Here is a 17074-nt window from a genome sequence, read left to right on the forward strand (position 1 = left end):
AAACACGCTGAGGTATGATTCTCGCATGTTCCTGCGCTCTTTACAATCCCACCCCGCAGGGCTATCACGCAGACGTCCATCCACCCTTACAGCCATGAACCGGGAGATTCCATGTCGGCTCGCTTCCCCTTATCCCTGCGTCTTTTTTTCACAACCTGTTTCTGCCTGTGCGTCTGCCTTGCCGCCGGGTGTTCGGGCAAACAGGTGCACGTCACGGCCGAAAATGAGTTCAACACGATGGCGAAACGGCTGGCTCCGGTACTCAAGGCCCACGGCGTCATCGACGAGCACGGGGCCTATGCCGTTCCCGTCTTTTCGGCCCCGGAACTGCCGCCCCAGCTTGGGGAATATTTGTTCCAGCGCCTTTCCCCGGCGTTCCGCTTCAAAGTCGATCCGGCGCTGCTGCCGCCGACGTTCGCCCTGTCGCGCACGGCGGGGGATACGGTGGAGATGCGGCCCTACGGCTTCATGCTCGGACAGGGCGCGGACATCGTGACGGTGACGCTGCTTGCCCAGGTGGACTGGAACGACGACGGCCTCAACGAATGGCTGCTGCTTTGCCGGGTCAAGCCGCTCATCGGCAAGAACAACATGCGCGATTACTATCTGCTCATCGAGAAGCCCGGCGCGTCCATCCTCGTGCCCAAGCTCCTCGCCGTCTACGATTGCCTGAGCCAGAGTTGCAGGCTGTTCGTGGACGTGGATCAGAAGAAGCCGCCCTATACGCCCGAAGAGCCCACCATTGAAGTGAAGATCGGGCAGAAGGACGTTACCCTTCCCCCGAACGCCCCGCCGCCGCCCGGCGCGCCGCAGCACGAGTTCAAGGAAAGCAAGCTGGGGGGATGAGAAGATGGGAAAACCGGGGGAGGGGAGAAGGGCCCCTTTGAAAAGGTGCTCCTTCTCCCCTCCCCGCCCCCCTCATCCCCCTAAACTTTTTGACTGGCTGTGTTATAAAAAATGGTTGATGCTTTTTTTCTGAAACTCCAAGGGGATAACCGGAAAAATGCCTTAACCGTGGCTCCCGCCAAGGGGAAAACTGGAAAAAAAGCTCTATTTTTCACCGCGCTGTGGAGAGGAAACAACCACATACTATAACAGAGCCTTTTGGCTGGTGGGGAGGCGGCGCGGCAGGAGTCCGTTCCGGCCGGGAATGGTAGAAGGGGTTTCCCCTACGGTGGGCATTCAAATGAGGGAACCGCCTGAACAGATTCTGTTCAGGCGGTTTTTTTGTCAGCGGGGAAAAGCTGTCCGGAAAGAAATGGGAAATTTTTTATCCCGTTTTTTGCCCATAGGGGGAGGGAAAATACGAAACGGATCCCACATGAAGAAAAGAACCCTTTGTTTTTTGTTTACAGGGAAAACGACAGGGCCGATGCACCAAAACGAGTCAGTCGGGCCTTGCCTTTCGCCTACAGGGAAAACAGACAGCAGGGATTCGATAAACACGAAAGTCTTTGAAGAGGAGGGGGTGGGGTTTGGGGAGGGGGAGGAGGAACTTTCTGAAGAAAGTTCCTCCTCCCCCTCCCCAATCTTATTTGTACTCCCTGCCGCACCAGAGGACGCGGCCGATGACGCGGAAGGCGTCCTCGCAGTCGCCGCGGGTGTCGAGCTCGACGGGGGGATAGGCGGCGTTGGTGCTCTTGAGGATGACCTTGCCGGGGAGGATGTCGATGCGCTTGAGATAGATGGCCTCGTCAAAACCGACGGCATAGAGGCGTCCGGGGGTGACGTCGCGCTTGCCCTGATCGATGAGCACGATGTCGTTGTCCATGATCTCCGGCTCCATGCTGTCGCCGGAAACCCGCATGAGCACCATATCACGGGGGTTTCCTTTGCGGTGCAGGAAATCGCTGCGGAAGGCGTAACTGCGCTCCGAACCGCCGCCGACCTCAAGGCTGCCGTGCCCGGCGGACAGGCGCGCCTCCACCATCGGGATCATGATCAAATCCACATCGCAGGGGGGCATCGGCTCGGCAAGTTCGGGCTGGGGATGGGGCCGCGGCGTCCCGTTGAGGCCGGAAAAGGGGGCCTCTTGGAGGACGTTGCCCCGCCCCGTCAAAATCCAGTTCGGTGATACGTTTAATTTTAGGCACAGGGCTTCCAAGACTTCATATCCGGGCAGGGCGCGCCCTTTCTCGTATCCGCGCAACGTATTCACATTGATGCCGATACGATCGGCAAATTCGGCCTGTGTGGCGCTTCCGCGCAAAAAAACGAGTCGATCGGCGATGCTGCTCATGGCGTCTCTGCGCCGTGGGGCGCTCCGGGTTGAAGTGAACGGGGATCGTAAAAAAATGTTGTAATGTTTTTGACCGTTAAGTCAATAAATAAGTTTTTGCGTCAAAAAATGATTGTAAAAGAACTGATTTTGACGTAGAGATCTCCTTGCGGACGGTCGTGTACAACCTCTTTTCTTTACCTTCACCAAGCTATCCGGTCAACAATCCGGTCTGGCCCCTGTGCCGCAGGCCTTCGGGCCGTGCGCGCTCAGGGCATTGTTTTCCATGCCTTTCCCACAAGGCGGAGAGGTGCATCTTTTACCTGACAGGGATTCATATGGAACACACGGCGAAGAATCGGGAGCGGGACGCGTCTTCGGAAATGGCCTCCGGGCGGGCCCGGAAGCGGCGGCAGGGCATGGATGAACTGGTTGAACTGATTGGCCTTCCGGCGGCGATCGAGCTCATCAGGGCCAAGGGCGGGACAAGTTTTTCCGTCCCTCTGGGCATCACGCTGCGGGGGCAGGAACAGCGTGAAAAATTGGTGCAGATCATCGGCCGGGAACAGGCGGCCAAGCTGATCGGGCGCTACGGCGGCACGACGCTGTACATCCCCACCTGCCGTCAGGCTTTCGTGGACACGCGGGACAGGGACATCAACCTTGAACGCGACGAACTGGCCCGCGAAGGGCTTTCCGAGCGGGCGCTGGTGTCCGTGCTCGCCGTGCGGCATGGGCTTTCCGATCGCCAGATCTGGCGCATTTTAAAGAAGCCCGGCCCGGTGAGGCCGGATATGGCGGCCTGCGCCGCCGCGCGCCGCTTGGCCCACATGGACGCTATGGCTGTTGAGATGGGCGAAAGCTGCGCCGCCGCGCGCCGGGTGTCCCGCTCCAGCGCGGCGTGCTGACATCCTTCAACCTTTCCTGAGGCCTCCTTTCGGGCATGGTGCGTCTTGCGGGCCGCTGAAGGTTCCGCGCCATACCACAGGAGGTCTTATGGGATTCTTCAGGCTTCTTCTCCGCCCCCGTTGGCGTCTGCTGTTCTTCGGGCTGATTGCGCTGGCGCTTCAGGCCGTGCTGTTGCTGATCAGCCCGGCGCAGATGCCCGTCGTGCTCTATAAGCTGGCCCTCGTCATGCTTGCGGCCATCTTGGGCATGTTCTTCGATGTGGCCGTGTTCCCTTTCGCCACCCCCGACTCGTATCTTGACGGCGACTGGAAGCGCGCCCCCGGAGCCGTGCGGCTTCGGTGCGCCGATTTCGCCATCGCCAAGGGCTGCCTCTGGCCTTTCCTCATGGCCTGCCTGCGCCGCGCCGCCGTGGTTGCGGCTTTCGTCGTAGCGGTGTCCGTGGGGCTGTGAGCATGGGGGAGATGGGGAGCCGCCCCCGGAAGGGCGGTTACCGCATGGAGGGGCTGCACATGATGATTCGCATGGTTTTGATGGTGGCGCTGTTGTCCGCGCCGTTTCCGCAGCCGGGGCTGGCGTCGGATATCCCGCGCGCGGCGGAACGGCATCGGGCGGAACTCATACGGGTTTCCCGCGCCGTGTGGGGCTTGGAAGCTCCCGTGGCGGTGTTCGCCGCGCAGGTGCATACGGAAAGCTGGTGGCGCAACGGCACGGTATCCCCGGCGGGGGCGCAGGGCCTGGCGCAGTTCCTGCCTTCCACGGCGGAATGGCTGCCGCGTGCCGTCCCGGAACTGGAACGCGAGGCCGGGCGGCCCGCGCCGTTCAATCCCGGCTGGGCGCTTCGGGCGCTGGTTTCCTATGACAAGTGGCTGTGGGATCGGCTGGGCGGAGCCGATGCCTGCCAGCGCATGGCGTTTGCGTTGTCCGCGTATAACGGCGGGATCGGCTGGGTCGGCAGGGATCGGAAGGAGGCGGAGCGGCAGGGCCGTGATCCGGCGCGCTGGTTCGGGCAGGTGGAAAAGGCGAATGCCGGGCGGAGCGCCTCCAGCTTCCGCGAAAACCGCCGCTATGTGCGGCTGATCCTGCTTGAGAGGCAGTATTGGTACCGCAAGGCGGGGTGGGGGCCCGGCATCGGGTGCGGAGGGGGCCATGACTAGGAACGTGCTTGCCGTAGGGCTGTTGTGTGCGGCGTGCTGCGCCGCCGGGTACGTCCGGGGCTTCGGCATTGCGGAAACGCGGGGCCGCGCGCTGCTTGCGGAACAGGCCGAAGCGTCCGCCAGCGAACGGGAGGCGTTGGCTGCCGCGATGGCGGAAGCGGAGCGCCTCGCCCGCCGGAGGCTGGAAGCGGAAGCGGAGCGGGCAGCCGCCATTGCCGGGGAGCTTTCCGAAACCCGCAGCCGCCTTGCCGCCGAACGGCAGGCGTTCACAAGGAGGATGGCCCGTGTTGCCGAAGATGCTTCCCGCCATTGCGCTGGCCTGTCTGCTGGCTGGGTGCGCCTGTACAACGAAGCCCTTGGACTTGCCCCCGCCTCCCCCGGAGGTTCTGCCCCTGCCGCCGGAGCTGGCGCGCCTGCCGGAAGCGCCTCCGCCGCTGACGCCGGGGTACGGGCTGGGGCATCCGTAATGGCCAGCCCGGAGGATCTTCTGGCCCACGCGCGGGATTACGGCGGCTATTGCCGGAGCCTGCGCGCCCAGGCCGAAGCCCTGCTTGCCGTGGAAAAAGGGCGGGAGGGCAGGCCATGACGCAGGCCGCGCTGCAATTCGACGCGCATACCCTCCTGCTTGGCCTGCTTGGGATGGTTTGCGGCTTTCTCGCCTACTGGGGGACCCGGCTGGAGCAGCGGGTGGACGAATTAAAGGCCCGCCAGTGCCTGCTGGCCGAGGAGATGCACAAGAGCTACGTGCCCCGCGAGGACTGCCGGGAGCGCACGGCGCAGATCCTCGGCGGGCTGGAGCGGGCGGACGAAAAACTGGATCGCATCGCGGACGCGATCCGCAGCGGGGGGCGCTGACATGCGTGGGAAGCGCCGGAGCGCCTCCCCTGATCTTCAGGATGCCTCCGCCGGGACACCGGAGGGGCGCCGGGAACGTGCCCGGCAGGATTTCGCCTTTTTCCGGCGGGCGTATTTTCCGCATTACTGCCTTGTCGGGGAGGATTCCCGGCTCCACGAATGGCTGGATGCGGAACTGCCCCGCATGGCGGACGCGCCCGAAGGCGTGCGGCTGGCGATTGCGGCCCCGCGCGGGGAGGCCAAGAGCACGTTCGTTTCGCTGTTTTTCGTGTTGTGGGCCGTGCTGACCGGGCGCAAGCACTACATTTTGATCATAGCCGACGCGCTGGAACAGGCCGCGTCGCTGTTGGGTGCGGTCAAGGACGAGCTGGAGTTCAACGAGGCGCTGAAGCGGGATTTTCCCGGAGCGGCGGGCAAAGGGCACGTCTGGAACACGGGAACGGTGGTCACGCCGGGGAACGTCAAAATCCAGGCGCTCGGCGCGGGCAAGCGCATGCGCGGGCTGCGGCACGGGCCGCACCGCCCGGATTTGATTGTCCTTGACGATCTTGAAAACGACGAGAACGTGGACAAGCCGGAACAGCGCGACAAGCTCCAGTCGTGGCTTCAGAAGACGGTGCTCAATCTCGGCGCGGCGGACGGGAGCATGGACGTGGTCTATGTCGGCACGCTGCTGCATTACGATTCCGTGCTGGCCCGCACGCTCCGCAAGCCGTTGTGGAAGGCCCGGACGTTCCGTTCCATCCTGCGCTGGCCGGATCGGATGGATCTTTGGGATGCGTGGGAAAGCCTCTTGTCGTCGCGCGGCGAGGCGGAGGCCCGGCGTTTTTACCGCCGGCACAAGGAGGAGATGGAGGCCGGGGCCGAAGTGAGCTGGCCCGCGTCGCGCCCGCTGTACCGGCTCATGTGCCTCCGTGCCGAGGATCGGGAGGCTTTCGATTCCGAGCAGCAGAACGATCCTTTGTCCGCAAACGAGGCTCCGTTCAACGGGTGCATCACCTTTTGGGTGGATCGGAGCCGGGACTGGCTGCTGTTCGGGGCGGTGGATCCGTCGCTCGGCAGGCAGGGCGCGGGGCGTGACCCTTCCGCGATTCTCGTCGGCGGTTTCCTCCGCGGGAGCATGACGCTCGACGTGGTGGAGGCGAGCATCCGAAAGCGCCATCCCGATCGCATCATTGAGGATGTGATTGCCCTGCACGATGTGCACCATCCGTTGATCTGGGGCGTGGAGGCCGTGCAGTTTCAGGAGTTTTTCGCCCATGTGCTGGTGCAGCGGGCGGCGGAGCGCGGGATTGCCCTCCCTGTGCGGCCCCTCGTCAACAGTGCGGACAAGCTGCTGCGCATCGAGTCGTTACAGCCGCACATGGCGCAGGGGCGGATCAGGCTTCACGCCTCCCAGCGGGCGCTCATCGATCAGTTGCGGCATTTCCCCAGGGCCGATCATGACGACGGGCCGGATGCGCTTGAAATGCTTTGGCGTCTGGCGTCCACCGGATTCGTCGGCATGGGCGACGCCTACATCCGTATGCCGTTGAAAAGGGGATGGGGCGATGACGGGGAAGATGGAAGCTGGGGAGGGGAGAGGGGGCCCTTCTAGGGAAGGTTCCCCCTTTCTTCCCAAGCTGCTGGAACGGTTCGCGTCCCTCCCTGAAGTCTTCCGGCTGGTGGGGAGGCGGCGCGGCGGGGCCGTTGGATGGGGATGGGCAAGGTACGGCAGATTTTTATGGGAAAGGCCCTGTCAGAATACGTGGCTGTTTCATCTCCACAGCACGGTGAAAGTACAGCCTTTTTATCCGTTTTTCCCCTTGGCTGGATCCACGGATAAGGCATTTTGCCGATTATCCCTTTTGAACTTCAAGGAAAAAAGCATCAACCATTTTCTATAACACAGCCTATTTTTTAGGTTTGTGTCGTTGTTTTACATATAATTATTTGAAATTATTGAAAATAATCATTTTTGTGACTTGAAAATAGTTAAATAATTCCAATAGATTATGTCTAATCAGCGACACGGCCTAACATTTCAAGGAAAAAGCATCAACCGCTTTCCATGACACGGCCCAGGAAAAGAGCCGATCCATAGAAGCTGTGGACCGTCAAACGGGATTGCGGGACGGGCTGGGAGCAACACGGCGGCTTTGGGGCCGTTGGAGGCATTCATGAAAAAGATACGGCGATTGCAGACGCAGGGGGAAGGCCCGCGCATGTTGGCGTTGGAGCCGCAGATGAACCTGACGCACGGGCTGACCCCGAAGCGGCTGCGGAACATTCTGGAACTTGCGGATCAGGGGGACATCCTTGAACAGCATTTGCTGTTTGCGGATATGGAAGATCGCTGCGAGCATCTTGCGGCGGAAATGGGCAAGCGCAAGCGGGCTTTGCTGACGCTGGATTGGGAAATTCTGCCGGGCCGCGCCAACGATGCGCGGGCGGCCCGGATTGCGGCGGCGGTTCGGGAGCAGTTTGATGCCGTCAACGGTTTTGAAGACTTGTTGATGGATCTGGCGGACGGCATCGGGCACGGGTTTTCCGCCTGCGAGATTGAGTGGGACTATCGGCACGGGCTGCATCTTCCCGCCGCCTTCCATTTCCGCCCGCAAAGTTGGTTTCAGGTTTTGCGGGAAGACAGGAACCAGCTGCGTCTGCGGAACGGCAAGCCCGACGGGGAAGAACTCTGGCCTTTCGGCTGGATCGTGCATACGCACCGCTCCCGATCCGGTTGGCTGCCGCGCTGCGGGCTATTCCGCACGGTGGCGTGGGCGTATCTGATCCGCAGCTACGCGCTGGAGGCGAATATTCGCTACGTGCAGGTTCACGGTCTGCCGTTCCGGCTCGGAAAGTACCCGCCCGGCAGCCGCGAGGAAGATCGGCGGGCGCTGTACAACGCCCTGCGGACGCTTGGGCAGGATGCGGCGGGCATCATCCCGCAGGGCATGGACATCCTGTTTGAAACCCCCGCCTCCTCTTCTCAGGACTTGGCGGGCGCATTGATTTCGCGCTGCGAGCTCGGCATGAGCAAGGCCATCCTCGGCGGCACGCTGACCTCGCAATCCGACGGGGCCGCCAGCACCAACGCCCTTGGGCGCGTGCACGACAGGGTGCGCCGCGACCTGATGGTATCCGACGCCATGCAGGTAGCGTCCACGCTGTCGCGCCAGCTTCTGGCTCCGCTGGCGGTGCTGAACTGCGGCGTCAGCGATCCGCGCCTGCTGCCGTGGTTCCGGTTCGATACGCGGGAAGCCGAGGACATCGCCACGTTCGCACAGGCGCTCCCGGCGCTGGCCTCGGTGATGAAGATCTCGGCGCGCTGGGCGCACGACAAGCTCAAGATCCCGGAAGCCGAAAACGAGAACGATATATTGGGGGCTTGGAGGGCATAACCGCCTCTTTTTCGATGGAACAAAAACCCGTCTTCCTGCCGGAAGGCGGGCTTTGTTTTGGGCTGTGCCATAGGCTGTGTCGTTAGTTTGATATAATATATTGAAATTATTTAATTATTTTTAAAACACAAAAGATTGTTTTCAATAATTTTCAATAGTTGCATGTAACATGACGACACGCCCCATAGGAAATGGTTAATGCTTTCTTTCTTGAAATCCTAAAGAAATAATCAATAACATGCCCCAATCATAAACCCATCGACGGAAAACTGGATAACGGCCTGTATTTTCACCATACTGTGGAGATAAGACAGCCGCATACTCCGGCAGAGCCTTTGTTTTCAGTCCGGTGAATCAGAAGAAATAGCGAACAGGAATTCGATAAGGCCGAAAATCTTTGAAGAGGGTGGGGGGAGGTTTGGAGGGGGGCGGGAGAAACTTTCTCTAGAAAGTTTCTCCCGCCCCCCTCCAATATCCACAATCTTAATACCGATACAGATCCGACTTGAACGGGCCGTCGACGGAGACGCCGATGTACGCAGCCTGCTCTTCGGTAAGTTTGGTGAGCTTCACGCCGAGGCGGGCGAGGTGCAGGCGGGCCACTTCCTCGTCGAGCTTCTTGGGCAGCGTGTACACCTTCACTTCGTGATCCGTGGCGGCGAGCTCCATCTGGGCCAGCACCTGATTGGTGAAGCTGTTGGACATGACGAAGCTGGCGTGGCCGGTGGCGCAGCCGAGGTTCACGAGGCGGCCTTCGGCGAGGATGATCAGGGAGCGGCCGTTGGGCAGCACCCACTTGTCCACCTGCGGCTTGATCTGGATGCGCTTGTTGGCCGGGTTTTCCTCAAGCCACGTCATTTCGATTTCGTTGTCAAAGTGGCCGATGTTGCAGACGATGGCCTCGTCCTTCATGTTGTTCATGTGCTCGCCGGTGATGACGTGGTAGTTGCCGGTGCAGGTGACGAAAATGTCGCCTTCCTTCACGGCGTCTTCCATCGTGGTCACTTCAAAGCCTTCCATCGCGGCCTGAAGAGCGCAGATGGGGTCGATTTCGGTCACGAGCACACGGGCGCCGAAGCCGCGCATGGAATGGGCGCAGCCCTTGCCCACGTCGCCGTACCCGGCAACGACCACAACCTTGCCAGCGATCATGATGTCGGTGGCGCGCTTGATGCCGTCGGCGAGGGACTCGCGGCAGCCGTACAGGTTGTCGAACTTGGACTTGGTTACGGAGTCGTTCACGTTGATGGCCGGGAACAGCAGCTTGCCCTGCTCCGAGAGCTGGTACAGGCGGTGGACGCCGGTGGTCGTTTCTTCGGACACGCCGCGCACCTTCGCCGCCACCTTCGTCCAATGGCCGGGATTGGTCTTATGGCCGAGGCTGATGCGATCCATAAGGACGCGGGCTTCCTTGGAGTCGCAAGGCTTGTCGAGCACGGAAGGATCGCGGTCCGCATCCACGCCGAGGTGGATCATCAGGGTGGCGTCGCCGCCGTCGTCCACAATGAGATCGGGGCCGGAACCGTCGGGCCACGTCAGGGCCATTTCCGTGCACCACCAATAGTCCTCAAGCGTTTCGCCCTTCCATGCGAACACCTTGGCGTAGCCGAGCTCCGCGATGGCGGCGGCGGCGTGATCCTGCGTGGAGAAGATGTTGCAGGACGCCCAGCGGATGTCCGCGCCGAGCTCATACAGCGTCTTGATGAGCATGGCGGTCTGGATGGTCATGTGCAGCGAGCCCATGATTTTGAAGCCTTTAAGGGGCTTCTTGTCTCCGTAGCGGCGGATGAGTTCCATCAGGCCGGGCATTTCGCGCTCGGAGAGCTGCATTTCCTTCTTGCCGAAGTCGGCAAGGCTGATATCCGCCACCTGATAGGGCAGCGACAGATCGAGAGGCTTCGCGTTGGACATAAGTATCTCCATAAAGTTGATATGTTACAGGCGTCGGGCCAGCGTTAGATTGAGCGCCAGCCCCTGTTCCACGAGGTGGCGGGCAGTGGAAACGACCTCGAAGGACGCCGCTTGCAGCAGCCTCGACATGGTCGCTTCATCGAATCCGAGCCACAGATCCCCGTAGTCCAGACGCATCCTTTCCTGAGTATGCCGATCAAAGTCCGCCACAACGAGCAGCCCGCCGGGACGCAGCACGCGCCGGATTTCGGCAAGGGCGTTCTCCGGGTTGGACAGGTGGTGCAGCACCATATTGATGCTGGCGAAATCCGCCTCGCAGTCCCGCAGCGGAAGGTGGCTGAGTTCCCCGATGCGCAGAGAGACGCCTTCAGGCTCCCCCTCCACTCCGGCAAGGCGCCGCCGGGAAAGCTCCAGCATCCTCGGCGAACCGTCCACCCCGATGATCTGCCGGGCGCGCCCGCGCATCCGTTCCAGCACGATCCCGGTTCCGCACCCCAGATCCACCGCCGCCTCACAGCCTTCGGGCATCATGCCGCACACGGCCCCGGCGAGATCGAAACCGCCGAGCACTTCGCGGCTCAGGGTATCCCAGTGTTCGGCGATGGTATTGAAGAACTGCCGCGTCTTGAGCGCCCGATCCTCAATGATCTTGGCGGCCATTTCCACATCCGCGCGCATTTCGGCGTCTTCGTCCAGAAAGGGCATGGCGGCTTTCAGGAAAGCGGCGCCCTCCCCTTCCTTTACGGAGGAGTAAAACACCCACAGCCCGTCCCGGCGCGAGGAAAGCAGCCCCGCTTCGGTCAGGATCTTGAGGTGGCGCGAAACCCGCGACTGGCCCATTTCGAGGATGCTTACCAGTTCATTGACGGAAAGTTCATACCGTTCAAGAACATAGGTAAGCCGTAGCCGGGTCTCGTCGGACAGTGCCTTGAAATAGCGGATAGCGTTGGACATGCGGTTTCAAAGGGTTACAGATGTATCAAGATGAACGGATGGTTTTATATAAAGAAATCTTCATATAGTCAAGGAGAGGAAAAAATTGGGGAGGGGGAGGAGAACCTTTCTGAAGAAAGGCTTCTCCTCCCCCTCCCCAAGCCCCACCCCCTCCTCTCCCAAGACTTTCATCAAATGGGGAGGCCGCGCCACAGGGAGATATCCACTTTTACAATGAACGCAGTATATTAACTATGTGAAATTCAAAATGAATTTTTAGAAAGCCATCGAAAAGGCGAATGCCTCCCACAGGAGCCTGTTCCAGCGGAAGATCATGGGGACAGCGGGCAAAATGACGGCAGCACCGGAGAAAAGGGCACGGGCCGCATTGTGGGAGGCAGGGCTTTCCTGCTATGGCAAGGAAAAGCAAAGGCTCTGTTAGTATGTGGTTGTTTCATCTCCACAGTGCGGTAAAAAATAGAGCTTTTTTCCAGTTTTCCCCGTGGCGGGATACATGGTTAAGGCATTTTCGGTTATCCCTTTGGAATTTCAAGGAAAAACCATCAACCATTTTTTATAACACAGCCAAAGCAAAACCCGATGGAGTCCGCATGAAAAAGAAATTCGCATTCCTGCTCATGGGAAAAGAGTTCGACACAGCCAAGGATGCCGCCATATTCGAGACGGAACATATGATCAGCTACATTTTCACGGTCACCAGCTTCGAGGAAGCCCTCAAGCGGGCCGTGGCCTGCGCCGAGGACGGCGTGGGCGCCATCGAGGTCTGCGGAGCGTTCGGAAAGGAATGGGCCGACAAAATTATTGCCGCTACGGGGAACAGGGTCGCCGTGGGCTATGTCGTCCACAACCCGGAGCAGGATGCCCTGTTCGAGCGTTTTTTCGCCAAAGCCTGACGACAAAAATAGGCTCTGCCGGAGTATGTGGCTGTCTTATCCCCACAGTATGGTGAAAATACAGGCTGTTTATCCAGCTTTCCGTCGATGGGCTTCATGATTGGGGCATTTTATTGGTTATTCCTTTGGGATTTCAAGAAAGAAAGCCTCAGCCGTTTCTATGGCACAGCCAAAACAAAAAGCTCCCGGTCAGGCCGACTGGGGGTGGGATAAGGAAAGAATATTATGATGTTCGCTTGATGCCGGGGAGGGATTCATGGCTTGGATGTGGATAGATGTGGTGATGTGGATAGCTTCCTTTGCCGCATATATTTGAATCTTTGAACGGGAAATTTTAACGCCAGCCTATATTATAATAATATTCTTTGATGAATAACTGTCTCTAAAATGAACAATTTCATGATGAATCTATTTTTGATTCATCAAGCCCGGCTTTGCTGCCGTTTTGTGAGAGATTTTATGGAATCCCATATCGCGTATTTCTGGAATGAGCTGTCGGATCGTTATCCTCAGTGGCAAGGGGCGGAAAGCTCTTTTGCAGAGGCTGTATCTCTGCTGGTGGGCTGTGTGAAGAACCACGGAAAAATCCTCATCTGTGGAAACGGTGGAAGCGCAGCCGATGCCGAGCATATTGCGGGCGAACTGATGAAATCCTTTCTGCTGCCGCGCTCGTTGCCGGAAAGTTTTTGCAGCCGTGCCAAGAAGCTCTACCCCCAGCATGCGGATGCCCTGACCCGCTTACAGGGTGGCATTGCGGCGATCCCGCTGGTTTCCGGCGTTGCCCTGCCGACAGCCTTTGCCAATGATGTGGATGGGCAGCTCTGCTTTGCCCAGCAGGTGTATGCGCTGGCACGTCCCGGCGATGTCGTCTGGGGCATCAGCACGTCGGGCAATTCGGCCAATGTCAATCAGGCGTTACGGGTCGCGCGGCTGTTGTCCTGCCGGACTCTGGGGCTGACAGGCAAGGATGGCGGCGAAATGGCTTCGCTGCTGGATGTGGAGTTGCGGGCTCCGGCATCTTCAACGCCGCAGGTACAGGAGCTCCATCTGCCTCTGTATCATGCTTTATGTGCCTGCATTGAGGTCAGCATCTTCGGCGAGTAGAGCATGCGGCTTTGCTGGGCGGATTTGCCGGTGCAGGCCCCACAGAAAAGCCGGGTTGATACGGGGCGCGCCTGAATGCTGCCGGTTCAGCGGGGCGTTGCGGGGCCTTTGTGTGTGGGGAGGGAATACGCCTACTGGCGAAAGTATGACGCGCGCAACTCCGCGAGGCGTTTTCTGATGTGCTGGGGAAAAATGCGCCGCAGGATTTTCTTGGCCTCGGCCTTGAGCAGGCTGCGTTCTTTCAGCTCATCCAGTTTTTGGGATAGTTGCCGCAGGCTGTCGTCAAAGGGGATGGCCTGCTCTGGCCTGGCTTCGTTAAGGCGGCGCAGCTCACGCAGAAAGTAGCTTTCATATGTAAGCTGGGCCCATTGGGCGTAAGATTGCTGCCGTGCATCGCCTGTTTTGCGGAAGATGCAGGCCGTAAGCGTATCAAGGTTCGCCTCTGCATGGGGTGTTGCCGGAATATCCGCATATTCTTCAGCCAGCGCGATCAGCTTCTGACGTTGCTGAGCCGTGCCAAGATAACGCTGGAAGGCCCCCCTGAGGGGAGTGGGATTGTAAAAAATGTCCATCTCATCAGGAGGAACGGCTGTATCTGCAAAGGAAAGCTGTAAGCCGGTCGCCGAGGAAAGTTTCTCTCCACATTCTTCGGCATAGGAACGGTCAAGGGCAAGCCGCGTAGTATCGGCAACCATATCGCAATGGCACATGCCGACGGCGTGAAACAGGACATAAAATTCGCAAAACAGCTCCCAATTGTCTGGCGTGAAATACCCGGCATCCGCCGTACTCAGGCCGGCGCCATTTCCGATAAAGCCCAACCGCCTGATAATACTATCTTCAGTTGCGAGGCGTAAAACAGCAAGATGGGCTGATCTCTCGAACTCCTGAGACAAAAGCGAAGCGAACATGCTGTACGGATCACGCAATAGCATGACATGCAGGCCGCCAAAATGCTTTTTGTGCAGGCCAATCCTCAGGAGCGAACGGGTAAAGCCCAAAAACGGCCTGCGGCCGATGCGCCCGGCATGATCCAGAAGGCCCTGTATATAGCTGGCTTCATCTGGCGGCAGATGTTTGTAGTGATAGACGGTATCGTGGAATGTTGCCTTGTAGCCGTCCACATGCCCGTTCCCCCTGCACAGCGCGCTGAACTCCATCTGATACGGAAGGTGGGAGCCGTTTCCTGAGGCTGCGGCAAGAAGCCTGTCCCGGTGCAGGGAACCCAGTTCCAGCTTATACGGCTCAAAATAGCAATACGTCCCTTTTTGCCGGAATTTTTTGAAAATATCTGTCTGGCCGCAGCAATAGTAAGAGTGGACAAAAATGGCAGGCTGGCTGTCGGGCCGCCGTTTCACAGGATGGGCGAGCCCCTTCAGCACAGGGGAAAGCCGGATGTGCGGCAGATCCGCAATGCCGCGCAGGCCGGACAAAAGCTCCTCATGCAGAGGGTGGGCAGGGGAACAGACGTTGACCGCGTCAAAGTCCCTGCCGAATTCCGTTCCCCAATAACGATATTCCCAGAAATGCGCATTCGCCCCAAACTGTTTCGCCAGATCGGAAAACTGCCCGATTTCTTTCATATTCAGGTTGTGTATGACAAAAAAGAGATCCAGTTTGCGCAGGTTCCCCTTGTCCAGCAGTTCCCGCAGACCGGCGAGGTTTTCCATAAGCCTTTGGAAGCTCGCCCCCCTGACGATGTGTTCATATGTGCCGCATGTTGCCGCGTGGATGGAAATCTGGACATGGGACAACCTGTTCAGGATGCCGAGTTCCTTAAGAAGCGGCGCCGTACAAAGCTGGCCGTTGGTGTGCAGCGCAAAGCGCATGGAGGGATAGGTTTCTGCAATACGGCGGATAAGCTGGCGGGAGTGCCGTGAAAAGAGGGGATCTCCAGCCCCGGAAAGGGAGACGACCTTGGCATTGCGCAGCAATGGAAGAAAATGGGTTTCGATTTTCCGGTTCAGCTCATCAAGTTCCTGCTGCGAAGACCGTATGGGCATATCCCGGCATGTGATGCAGGAGCAATTGCATTCCTTATCATGGCTGAGCTTAACGGCAATGGGAAGCGGCGGTTTCTCATCCCACACGATATCGTCTTCAGGAAGAAGGAAATCCATGGTTTCCCTGAAGCACTGCATGGCGTTGCAGACGGTATGGTCATCGGAAAGCAGCCTTTTTCGCAGCGCCGTCGCTTTGCTGCCATACCAGATCTCTTCAAGGCTTTGCTCAAAAATATTGCCGAGGCAATAGTAATAGCAATATTCGGGACAGCAAGGATAAACATCCCCATTTGAAAAGACTTCAATAAAGGAAAAAGGAAATTTGCAGGACATGGAACCTCCAAAAGCTGCCGTCCAGAAATATTTTTGGGGCAAACCCGCATGCCCCGTTTCAACAAGGTGGCTTTCTGTCTATGACAAATGGTTAATGACCTCTGAAAGCCCGGAGATGGTCTGGGCTTGCGGCGTTTCCCCTCCATCCTGGGCAAGGAGGAAAAGTTTGCCCACCCCTCCGGCCATGCCTGCCTGAATATCCGTAAGCGAGTCGCCTACCAGCACGGAGGCGGCAAGATCGATTTCATATTTTTCCGCTGCCTGCATGATCATGCCCGGATGCGGTTTGCGCAGGAAACTCTCCCGCCTGTAACGGCCGATTCCATGAACGGGATGGAAAGGGCAGTAGAAAACATCATGGACAACGGTGCCATGTTTTTGAAATTGCTCCTGCATCCAGTGCATAAGGGCAAAGAAATCTTCTTCGGTATAATACCCTCTGCCGATGCCGGCCTGATTGGTTATGATGATGACCAGATATCCTTTTTGGTTGGCGGCGCGCACCAGAGGAAAAATGTTTTCCACAAAGACAATATGTTCCTTCTTATGCACATAACCAAAGTCCACATTGATAATGCCATCACGATCAAGGAAAAGGGCCTTGTTCATCATTGTCAGGCATACCGTTTCAAATAGGTTTGGGCCAACAGATAGTCCTCCGGGACGCCGATATCTATAAAAGGTTCGTCGATGGGAAACAGGCGGAAGGCCCTGCGGGAGATTTCCCGCGCCAGAAAGTCCTGTTCCAGCGAAAAGCTCGCCGGAAGGTTCTGCCCGTCAAAAAGCGTAACCGGAAAAAGGTAGCTTCCCGCGTTGATGATGCCCGGCCCCTTCCGTCCCTTTTCCAGAAAGCCGGTGACGCGGCGGCCATCCGTCAACAGGCTGCCGTAGCGTGCGGTATCGTCGGATTGTACGCCGAAAAGAATGGGGGCGCGGTGGTGTCGCCAATCCTGCCCGGCTTGTTCCAGATCAACATCAAGAAAGGTATCGCCGTTGAGCGCCAGCACCACGTCCTCGCGGCACTGCCGCATGGCGAAGCGCAAGGCCCCGCCTGTGCCGAGAGGCTCATCCTCGTAGGCGTAGCTGATATGCAGTGAGGCAAAACTGTCGCCGAAATGGGATTCAATGATTTCCGCGAGGTAGCCTACGGAAAGGATGACGTGCCGTATCCCCTTCTTTTCCAGATGCGCCAGCAGGATTTCCAGGAACGGCTTGCCAGCAACAGGGGCCATGGCTTTCGGCAGATCCGGAACGGCGGATCTCAGCCGAGTGCCGAACCCTCCTGCAAGGATGACAGCTTCCCGCATAAAAACACCTCTTTTATTCGTCATGGCAGTGAATGGCGGCCGACTCAGGCAGC

At 58.7% G+C, this 17074-nt stretch carries 16 protein-coding genes; 10 read left to right on the forward strand and 6 right to left on the reverse strand.

Annotated elements, in window-relative coordinates; genetic code table 11:
- Positions 1-111 precede the first annotated feature (111 nt).
- Positions 112-846 (forward strand): motor neuron and pancreas homeobox protein 1, encoded by a 735-nt coding sequence (locus tag AC6I1V_RS10080; RefSeq protein WP_337432255.1) that lies wholly within the window; start codon positions 112-114, stop codon positions 844-846.
- A gap of 685 nt (positions 847-1531) precedes the next feature.
- Here the strand turns inward: AC6I1V_RS10080 and AC6I1V_RS10085 are convergent.
- Positions 1532-2239 carry an XRE family transcriptional regulator gene (locus tag AC6I1V_RS10085; RefSeq protein WP_486853579.1) on the reverse strand — a complete coding sequence of 236 codons (708 nt, stop codon included), beginning with the start codon at positions 2237-2239 and terminating at the stop codon, positions 1532-1534.
- 317 nt (positions 2240-2556) lie between these two features.
- Here AC6I1V_RS10085 and AC6I1V_RS10090 point away from each other — a divergent pair, with 317 nt between their 5' ends.
- The 7 genes from AC6I1V_RS10090 (at position 2557) to AC6I1V_RS10120 (ending at position 8516) form a co-directional block, all read left to right on the forward strand.
- Complete coding sequence (locus AC6I1V_RS10090) at positions 2557-3126, forward strand: Mor transcription activator family protein (protein WP_302552079.1); 570 nt, start codon at positions 2557-2559, stop codon at positions 3124-3126.
- A gap of 88 nt (positions 3127-3214) precedes the next feature.
- Entirely contained in the window at positions 3215-3577 is a 363-nt protein-coding gene (locus AC6I1V_RS10095; RefSeq protein WP_337431413.1) for a putative holin, read from the forward strand.
- Between the two features lie 59 nt (positions 3578-3636).
- The gene (locus AC6I1V_RS10100; RefSeq protein WP_337431412.1) at positions 3637-4281 is read left to right on the forward strand and encodes a transglycosylase SLT domain-containing protein; all 645 of its coding nucleotides are present in this window, start codon (positions 3637-3639) and stop codon (positions 4279-4281) included.
- On the forward strand, positions 4274-4867 hold the full coding sequence (locus AC6I1V_RS10105) for a hypothetical protein (RefSeq protein WP_486853580.1): 594 nt from the start codon (positions 4274-4276) through the stop codon (positions 4865-4867). The genes AC6I1V_RS10100 and AC6I1V_RS10105 overlap by 8 nt, the downstream gene beginning before the upstream one ends.
- Complete coding sequence (locus tag AC6I1V_RS10110) at positions 4864-5136, forward strand: hypothetical protein (RefSeq protein WP_302552075.1); 273 nt, start codon at positions 4864-4866, stop codon at positions 5134-5136. Before AC6I1V_RS10105 ends, AC6I1V_RS10110 begins: the two co-directional genes overlap by 4 nt.
- 1 nt (position 5137) lies before the next feature.
- Entirely contained in the window at positions 5138-6733 is a 1596-nt protein-coding gene (gene terL / locus AC6I1V_RS10115; protein ID WP_486853581.1) for a phage terminase large subunit, read from the forward strand.
- A 562-nt stretch (positions 6734-7295) separates the two neighbouring features.
- Positions 7296-8516: a phage portal protein family protein gene (locus tag AC6I1V_RS10120; RefSeq protein WP_486853582.1), complete on the forward strand. Its 1221-nt coding sequence runs from the start codon at positions 7296-7298 to the stop codon at positions 8514-8516.
- Positions 8517-8999: 483 nt separating this feature from the next.
- Here the strand turns inward: AC6I1V_RS10120 and ahcY are convergent, their stop codons facing one another.
- On the reverse strand, positions 9000-10427 hold the full coding sequence (gene ahcY / locus AC6I1V_RS10125) for an adenosylhomocysteinase (protein WP_302552072.1): 1428 nt from the start codon (positions 10425-10427) through the stop codon (positions 9000-9002).
- Between the two features lie 24 nt (positions 10428-10451).
- Complete coding sequence (locus AC6I1V_RS10130; RefSeq protein WP_302552071.1) at positions 10452-11381, reverse strand: ArsR/SmtB family transcription factor; 930 nt, start codon at positions 11379-11381, stop codon at positions 10452-10454.
- Between the two features lie 590 nt (positions 11382-11971).
- Between AC6I1V_RS10130 and AC6I1V_RS10135 the strand changes: the two genes are divergently transcribed.
- Together AC6I1V_RS10135 and AC6I1V_RS10140 are read left to right on the forward strand one after the other, a co-directional pair.
- Positions 11972-12274, forward strand: coding sequence for a DUF6506 family protein (locus tag AC6I1V_RS10135; protein ID WP_302552070.1), 303 nt, complete (start codon positions 11972-11974; stop codon positions 12272-12274).
- Positions 12275-12733: 459 nt separating this feature from the next.
- The gene (locus AC6I1V_RS10140) at positions 12734-13378 is read left to right on the forward strand and encodes a D-sedoheptulose-7-phosphate isomerase (protein WP_486853583.1); all 645 of its coding nucleotides are present in this window, start codon (positions 12734-12736) and stop codon (positions 13376-13378) included.
- Between the two features lie 131 nt (positions 13379-13509).
- Here the strand turns inward: AC6I1V_RS10140 and AC6I1V_RS10145 are convergent, their stop codons facing one another.
- The 3 genes from AC6I1V_RS10145 to AC6I1V_RS10155 form a co-directional block, all read right to left on the reverse strand.
- Positions 13510-15714, reverse strand: coding sequence for a radical SAM/SPASM domain-containing protein (locus AC6I1V_RS10145; protein WP_486853584.1), 2205 nt, complete (start codon positions 15712-15714; stop codon positions 13510-13512).
- Positions 15715-15792: 78 nt separating this feature from the next.
- Positions 15793-16326, reverse strand: a complete 534-nt coding sequence (locus AC6I1V_RS10150; RefSeq protein ID WP_486853585.1) for a D-glycero-alpha-D-manno-heptose-1,7-bisphosphate 7-phosphatase — start codon at positions 16324-16326, stop codon at positions 15793-15795.
- Positions 16327-16328: 2 nt separating this feature from the next.
- On the reverse strand, positions 16329-17021 hold the full coding sequence (locus AC6I1V_RS10155; RefSeq protein WP_486853586.1) for a nucleotidyltransferase family protein: 693 nt from the start codon (positions 17019-17021) through the stop codon (positions 16329-16331).
- Between the last annotated feature and the right edge of the window lie 53 nt (positions 17022-17074).

Source organism: Bilophila sp. T19-St14 (assembly GCF_059728385.1).